Annotated in this window: 8 protein-coding genes; 4 read left to right on the top strand and 4 right to left on the bottom strand. The window is 66.9% G+C overall.

Annotated features, from left to right (window positions below; translation table 11 throughout):
• Positions 1-39 precede the first annotated feature (39 nt).
• Positions 40-573 (top strand): ferritin-like domain-containing protein, encoded by a 534-nt coding sequence (locus HMPREF2716_RS27970; RefSeq protein ID WP_003095503.1) that lies wholly within the window; start codon positions 40-42, stop codon positions 571-573.
• Between the two features lie 275 nt (positions 574-848).
• Complete coding sequence (locus HMPREF2716_RS27975) at positions 849-1190, top strand: hypothetical protein (RefSeq protein WP_003095507.1); 342 nt, start codon at positions 849-851, stop codon at positions 1188-1190.
• Between the two features lie 113 nt (positions 1191-1303).
• Here the strand turns inward: HMPREF2716_RS27975 and HMPREF2716_RS27980 are convergent, their stop codons facing one another.
• Genes HMPREF2716_RS27980 through HMPREF2716_RS27990 form a run of 3 tightly spaced genes read right to left on the bottom strand, consistent with a single transcriptional unit; the run spans position 1304 to position 3359 of the window.
• Positions 1304-2071, bottom strand: a complete 768-nt coding sequence (locus HMPREF2716_RS27980) for a molybdopterin-binding protein (RefSeq protein WP_003099511.1) — start codon at positions 2069-2071, stop codon at positions 1304-1306.
• The gene (locus tag HMPREF2716_RS27985; RefSeq protein ID WP_003095511.1) at positions 2068-2682 is read right to left on the bottom strand and encodes a cytochrome b/b6 domain-containing protein; all 615 of its coding nucleotides are present in this window, start codon (positions 2680-2682) and stop codon (positions 2068-2070) included. The genes HMPREF2716_RS27980 and HMPREF2716_RS27985 overlap by 4 nt, the downstream gene beginning before the upstream one ends.
• A gap of 53 nt (positions 2683-2735) precedes the next feature.
• A complete protein-coding gene (locus tag HMPREF2716_RS27990; protein ID WP_003095513.1) occupies positions 2736-3359 on the bottom strand; it encodes a hypothetical protein in 624 nt (207 codons plus the stop codon).
• A 137-nt stretch (positions 3360-3496) separates the two neighbouring features.
• On the opposite strand from HMPREF2716_RS27990, the gene HMPREF2716_RS27995 reads away from it, so the two are divergent.
• On the top strand, positions 3497-4186 hold the full coding sequence (locus HMPREF2716_RS27995; protein WP_003095515.1) for a heavy metal response regulator transcription factor: 690 nt from the start codon (positions 3497-3499) through the stop codon (positions 4184-4186).
• Positions 4165-5556, top strand: a complete 1392-nt coding sequence (locus tag HMPREF2716_RS28000; protein ID WP_003099516.1) for a sensor histidine kinase — start codon at positions 4165-4167, stop codon at positions 5554-5556. The genes HMPREF2716_RS27995 and HMPREF2716_RS28000 overlap by 22 nt, the downstream gene beginning before the upstream one ends.
• On the opposite strand, the gene HMPREF2716_RS28005 is transcribed toward HMPREF2716_RS28000, so the two are convergent.
• Positions 5547-6526 (bottom strand): MFS transporter (locus HMPREF2716_RS28005; protein ID WP_049262601.1); only part of this gene is annotated, 980 nt, incomplete at its 5' end. The genes HMPREF2716_RS28000 and HMPREF2716_RS28005 overlap by 10 nt on opposite strands.

Consider the following 6526-nt stretch of genomic DNA (forward strand, 5'->3'; position numbering starts at 1 on the left):
CCGGCCCTTTTCACCGGATCAGCCTCAAGGAGAAAACCGATGACCACCGTTCAACTGACGGACGTCCAGACCCTTCGCGACCGTGCCCGCAAGAACATCCAGGAAGGCGCGGTCACCGAAGGCTATTCGGCCGATCGCCAGACCGTCCTGCGCCTGCTCAACGAAGCGCTCGCCACCGAGTTGGTCTGCTTCCTGCGCTACAAGCGCCACTACTTCATGGCCACCGGCCTTAAGGCGAGCATCGCCGCCGCCGAGTTCCTCGAGCACGCCAACCAGGAAATGCAGCATGCCGACCAGTTGGCCGAGCGCATCATGCAACTGGGCGGCGAGCCGGACTTCAATCCGCGCGGCCTGGAGGAGCGCTCCCATGCCGAATACGTCGAAGGCAAGACCCTGAAGGACATGGTCACCGAGAACCTGATCGCCGAGCGCATCGCCATCGACAGCTATCGCGAGATCATCACCTACCTCGGTAACGACGACCCCACCACCCGACGCATTTTCGAGGAAATCCTGGCCCAGGAAGAAGAACACGCGGACGACATGGCCGACATCCTCGACGACCTCGCCTGACTCCAGAGCAAGACCCGTCCGAGAGCCGGCGCCCGCAGCGCCGGCTTTTCTTTTCGCCTTATTTATCCAATTTATCGATTAAATAGAGAAAAGCTAACTATCCTTTAAGAAATCTTCGACATCACAAAAATAATCAACTAACTTACTGATAAATAATAAGAAAATGAATAATCACCCATATCGATAGACACTATCATCGCACTTCGTTTTTAAATCGACTTATCCGAACTGAAAATGACTCCAACGCAATCGACAACCCACTCGGAGTCACCGTCATGAAAGCTTCCCTGATCCTCGGCCTCGCCCTCGCCACCCTGACCGCCAACGCCGCCTTCGCCGCCGACGGCTCCAGCCGCACCATCGACCGGCTGCACCAGGACATGTCCAGCGTCGAACTGCGCATCGCCGACAACGGCAGCGAGCAGACCATCGACCGCCTGCACAAGGACATGACCAAAGCCGAAGCCCGCCTGGCCGACAACGGCAGCGAGCAGACCGTCGACCGCCTGCACAAGGACATGACCAAGGCCGAAGCCCGCCTGGCCGACAACGGCAGCGAACAGACCGTGGACCGCCTGCATCGCAGCATGAGCCGTTTCGACCTGCGCACCGCCTGACCGCTCGCTACGCCGCAAGGCGCGAGAAAAGCCCGGCTCGATGCCGGGCTTTCCTATTTTCCCATCCCTGTCGCGCTGGGCGCATGGCCCGAGGCAAGCCGCACTCTCCCGCCTCAGACTCCGCTGAACCAGTTGTAGCCCTGGTCCTCCCAGTAACCTCCGGGATTGCTGTTGCTGACGAAGATCTCCACCACGTGCTTGGCGTTCTTGAAGCCGAGCTTGGTGGGAATCCGCAGGCGCAGCGGATAGCCGTTCTCCTCCGGCAGCGCCTGCCCGGACATCTCCAGCGCCAGCAGGGTCTGCGGATGCAGCGCGCTGGGCATGTCGAGGCTGGAGTAGTAGCGGTCGGCGCACTTGAAGCCAACGTACTTCGCCGAGGTGTCGGCGCCGACCAGCTCCAGGAAGGTGCGCAGCGGCACTCCGCTCCACTGGCCGATCGCGCTCCAGCCCTCGATGCAGATCAGTTGCGTGACCTGGCTGGCCTGCGGCAGCCGGCGCAGTTGCTCCAGGCTCCAGGGGCGCTTGTCGCGGACCCGCCCGGAAACCTGCAGGCGGTATTCCGGCAGGTCGATCTCCGGCACGTTGTAGGCCGGGTAGAACGCGTTGAAGGGGAACGGCGAGGCCACCTGCGACGGATCGAAGGTCGGCGCCAGCCGCGTACGGCTGAACAGCCAGGCCTGGACCCGGTCGTTCCAGCGCGACATGGCCCAGAGTACCTTGTCGACCGAATCGCCATCCTGTAGCCGGCACCCCGAGAGCATCGCCAGGGCGCCCAGGGACAGGCCGCCGCGCAACAGCAGGCGGCGTTGCAAATCGACCATCTGCCGCTCGCTGGACGGGTCGACCGCGATCTTCGCGCGCTTCTTCTCCGGCCCCTTCATCCTTCGCTCCTCCGTCCGCGCCGCCACTCGCGTCCGATGATCATCGGCAGCAGGGTGCGCGGCACCAACAGCACCAGCAGCAGGTGCACGACGACGAACCCGACGACCCCGGCCATGGCCAGGAAATGCACCCAGCGCGCACCCTGGAAGCCACCGAACAGCGCGGTCAGCCCGTGCAGTTGCACCGGTTTCCAGATCGCCAGCCCGGACAGCACCAGCAGCGCACCGAGCGCCAGGACCAGCCAGTACAGCAGGCGCTGCACCGCGTTGTAGCGGCCCGGCTCATGCACCAGGCGCAGGCCGAGGGCGAGGCGCAGGTCGCGCCAGACGCCGGCCGCGCTCAAAGGCAGGAAGTCGCGACGAAAATGCCCGCTGGACAGTCCGTAGGCGAGGTAGCACAGGCCGTTGCCGAGCAGCAGCCACATGGCGGCGAGATGCCAGGCGATGGAACCGCCGAGCCAGCCGCCGAGGGTCGCCCAGGCGGGAAAACGGAAATCCAGCAGCGGCGAAGCGTTGTAGATGCCCCAGCCGCTGCCGATCAGGCAGGCCATGGCATAGGCATTGAGCCAGTGGCAGAGTCTCACCGGCCAGGCGTGCAACGCACGGTTCATGGCTTTTCTCCCAGGAAACCCGGCCGGGACGGACGCGCCGTCCCGGCGAAACCTCACATCGGCGGGGTCACGCCGTCCTTGCCGACCGAGATGGCCAGGGCGGTGAGGCTGCCGTCGGCGCCCTTCTGCGGGAACAGCACGACCTTGGCGCCAGGCTTGAGCAGGCTGCGCTCGCCCGGCTCCAGGCTGACGATGGGCACGTCGTCCGGCACCACCACGGTCTTCTCGCCATCGCCGTATTTCACGGTCATGCGCCGGCCCTGGCTGACCACCAGGTTGCCGACCGTACCGTTGGTCATGGTCGAGGCGCTGCCATCGGCGTTCTCCCAGGGCCGGTGGCCTTCGCCGCTGCCGCGCAGGCTGGGGGCGAAGACATGCACCTCGAGGGCCTTCAGGGTGCCGTCGGGCTGCGGCACGGCGGCAGTGCCGATGAAGCTGTCGGGCTGGATGTCCTCCGGCTTCGCCAGCGACACGGCGCGGATCGCGGTCTTGTCGGTGAGCCTGACCGTCAGTTGCTGGCCGTTGCGGGCCTTCAGTTGCAGGTGGTCGTCGGCGGCCTGCTGGATGGTGCCGCGCAGCGGCTGCAGCATGCCCGCAGGCGGTTGCGCGGCGAAGCTGGCGGCACTGGCCAGGAGCAGGCCGAAGAGCAGCGCGGGGGAAGCCTTGAGTCGAAGCATCGGTCGATCCTCGGTGGGGTTGAGCCTCGATGGTCGCCCCGCCGGCGGTACCCGGAGATGACTTTCGCATGACAAAAATGTCACCGAGTCCGCGCCGCGCGCTGGCTAGAATGGCGGCGAACGAGGGGGAACGAGACATGCGCATCCTGGTGATCGAAGACGATACGAAGACCGGCGAGTACCTGAAGAAGGGCCTCGGCGAGTCGGGCTATGCGGTCGACTGGTCGCAGCACGGCGCCGACGGTCTCTACCTGGCGCTGGAGAACCGCTACGACCTGGTGGTCCTCGACGTGATGCTGCCCGGCCTGGACGGTTGGCAGATCATGGAAGTGCTGCGCAAGAAGCACGATGTGCCGGTGCTCTTCCTCACCGCCCGCGACCAGCTGCAAGACCGTATCCGCGGCCTCGAACTGGGTGCTGACGACTACCTGGTGAAACCCTTCTCCTTCACCGAGTTGCTGCTGCGTATCCGTACCCTGCTGCGCCGCGGCGTGGTCCGCGAGGCAGAGCAGGTGCAACTGGCCGATCTGCAGCTGGACGTGCTGCGGCGCAAGGTCAGCCGCCAGGGGCAGGTGATCGCCCTGACCAACAAGGAGTTCGCCCTCCTGCACCTGCTGATGCGCCGCGAGGGCGAGGTGCTGTCGCGCACCCTGATCGCCTCGGAGGTCTGGGACATGAACTTCGACAGCGACACCAACGTCGTCGACGTGGCGATCAAGCGCCTGCGCGCCAAGGTCGACAATCCCTTCCCGAACAAGCTGATCCATACCGTGCGCGGCATCGGTTACGTCTGTGAGGAGCGCCCGTGCCCGCCCGCCGCTCCCTGACCCTCTACGCGGCGCTGCTGTTCGCCGCGGTGGCGGCGCTGGTGGTCAGCGCGGTCGGCTTCTACCTGTACCGCTCGGTGGAAGAGGCGATGCTGCGGCGCAGCGACGTGATGGTCGCCGGCCGGGTCGAGCACTTCCGCAACCTGCTGCGCGACAACCTCACCCTGGCCGAGCTGAAGGCGCGCCCGCGTCTGTTCGAGAACATGCTCGGCAACGAGCAGGACATCCTGCTCCTCGGTCAGCCCGGCGAGGCGCCGATCGTCGCGGTCAACCCGCGCCACGAACGCCTGCCGTCGCTACGGGTGGTCGCCGCCGGCCAGGCGTTGAATCCGTCCGTCGTGCACGCCGCGCTGACCCACGACGGCATCCCGATGCGCGTGCTCGCCGCCGAGGTCCTGGTCGGCGGCCGCGAGCCGTTGCAGATCACCGCCGCGCACCTGCTGCTGGGCGAGACGCGGATGCTCGCCCAGTACCGCGACCGGGTCATCGCCGCCGTGCTGCTGGCGTTCCTTGGCACCGCCCTGCTCGGCTGGCTGGTCCTGCGCCACGGCCTGCGCCCGCTGCGCACGCTGGCGGCGAAGGCGGCGGAGATCCATCCGACCAGCCTGGATACCCGCCTCGACGTCGCCGCCGCGCCTGCCGAGTTGCAGCAGGTGGCACAGTCGTTCAACGCCATGCTCGAACGCCTAGACGACGGCTACCAGCGTCTGCAGCAGTTCTCCGCCGACCTCGCCCATGAGATCCGCACGCCCATCGGTTCGCTGATGGGCCACGGCCAGGTGGCCCTGCGCCAGCCGCGCAGCAACGAGGAGTACCAGGCGCTGATCGCCTCCAACCAGGAAGAGCTGGAGCGCATCGCGCGGATGGTCGAGAGCATCCTGTTCCTCGCTCGCGCCGACGACGTACGGGCAGCGGTGGAGCGCAGCCGCCTGGACCTGGGCGAAGAACTGCGGCGCCAGGCGGAGTATTTCGAAGGGCTGGCCGAGGAACGTGGGCTGAGCCTCGACGTCCAGGTCAGCGGCCAGCTACGCGCCGATCCGCAACTGTTCCGCCGGGCGCTGAGCAACCTGCTGGCCAACGCCATCCGCTACGCCAGCGCCGACAGCCTGATCGAAGTGCGCGGCCTGCGCCGATCGGGGGAATTCCTGCTGAGCGTGGAGAACGCCTGCGACAGGCTGCCGGCCGAACCGCTGTCGCGCCTGTTCGACCGTTTCTACCGTGGCGACGCCGCGCGCAGCGACGCCCAGTCCAGCGGTCTCGGCCTGGCCATCGTCCAGGCGATCATGCGCCTGCACGGCGGCCGCGCCGAAGCGAGTGCACCGGCTCCGGGACGCATCCGCTTCGACCTGGCGTTCCCGGCTCAGGACTGAGCAGGTTTCTCGCCGGCGTCCGGCTCGCCGTCGGAGCGGCCGATATTCGCCGGCGCCTCCACCACCAGCTCCTCCGGCACTTCCTCGACGCGCGGGTCGAGGGTGGCGGCCATCGGGCTGACCGTGTCCGGCATCGCCACGTGTTGCAGCGGCGCCTCGTCGACCCGGTGTTCGCCGGTGACGCGCTTGGGCTGCACCCAGAACACCAGCAGCACCGCGTAGCCGGACACCAGCATGTAGAACAGTCCCGGACCGAAGTGGCGCATCAGCGCGCCGGCCACCAGCGGACCGATACAGGCGCCGACCCCGTAGGTGGTCAGGAGCATCGCCGACAACGCGACCCGGCGCGGCTGCTCGACGTGGTCGTTGGCCAGCGCCACCGCCAGCGGATAGAGGGTGAACAGCAGCATGCCGGTAACGAACCCGTTGGCCAGCAGCAACCAGTACGGCAGCGTCACCAGCCCCCACATCGGGATCGAGGCCAGGCACAGCAGCACCGCATTGCCGCGGATCAGCCAACTGCGGTCGAGGCGGTCGGACAGCCAACCCAGCGGCCACTGCGCACAGAAGCCGGCGACGATGCACATGCCGACGAAGAAACTCGATTGCGAGGCATCCAGGCCGTTGCGGTTGGCGTAGACCGGCGCCAGGCCGTAGAAGGCGCCGACCATCAGGCCGGCGATGAAGATGGTGCCCAGCGCCTGCGGCACGCGCTGCCAGAAGAAACGCACTTCCAGCGGCGCGGCGACCAGCTTGGCCGGGTGCACGCGCCGGGTCATGGCCAGCGGGATCAGGCACGAGGCGAAGCAGATGGCGACCAGCAGCAGCGGCTTGTAGTCGAGGGTCGGGCTCAGCGCCAGCAGGCCCTGGCCGAGCACCAGGCCAAGGTCGACGGCGACCATGTAGCCGGCGAACACCTTGCCGCGCTGGTGGCTCTCGGCCTGCTCGTTGAGCCAGCTCTCGATCACCA

The organism is Pseudomonas sp. HMSC076A11, assembly GCF_001810205.1.
Lineage (GTDB): Bacteria > Pseudomonadota > Gammaproteobacteria > Pseudomonadales > Pseudomonadaceae > Pseudomonas > Pseudomonas aeruginosa.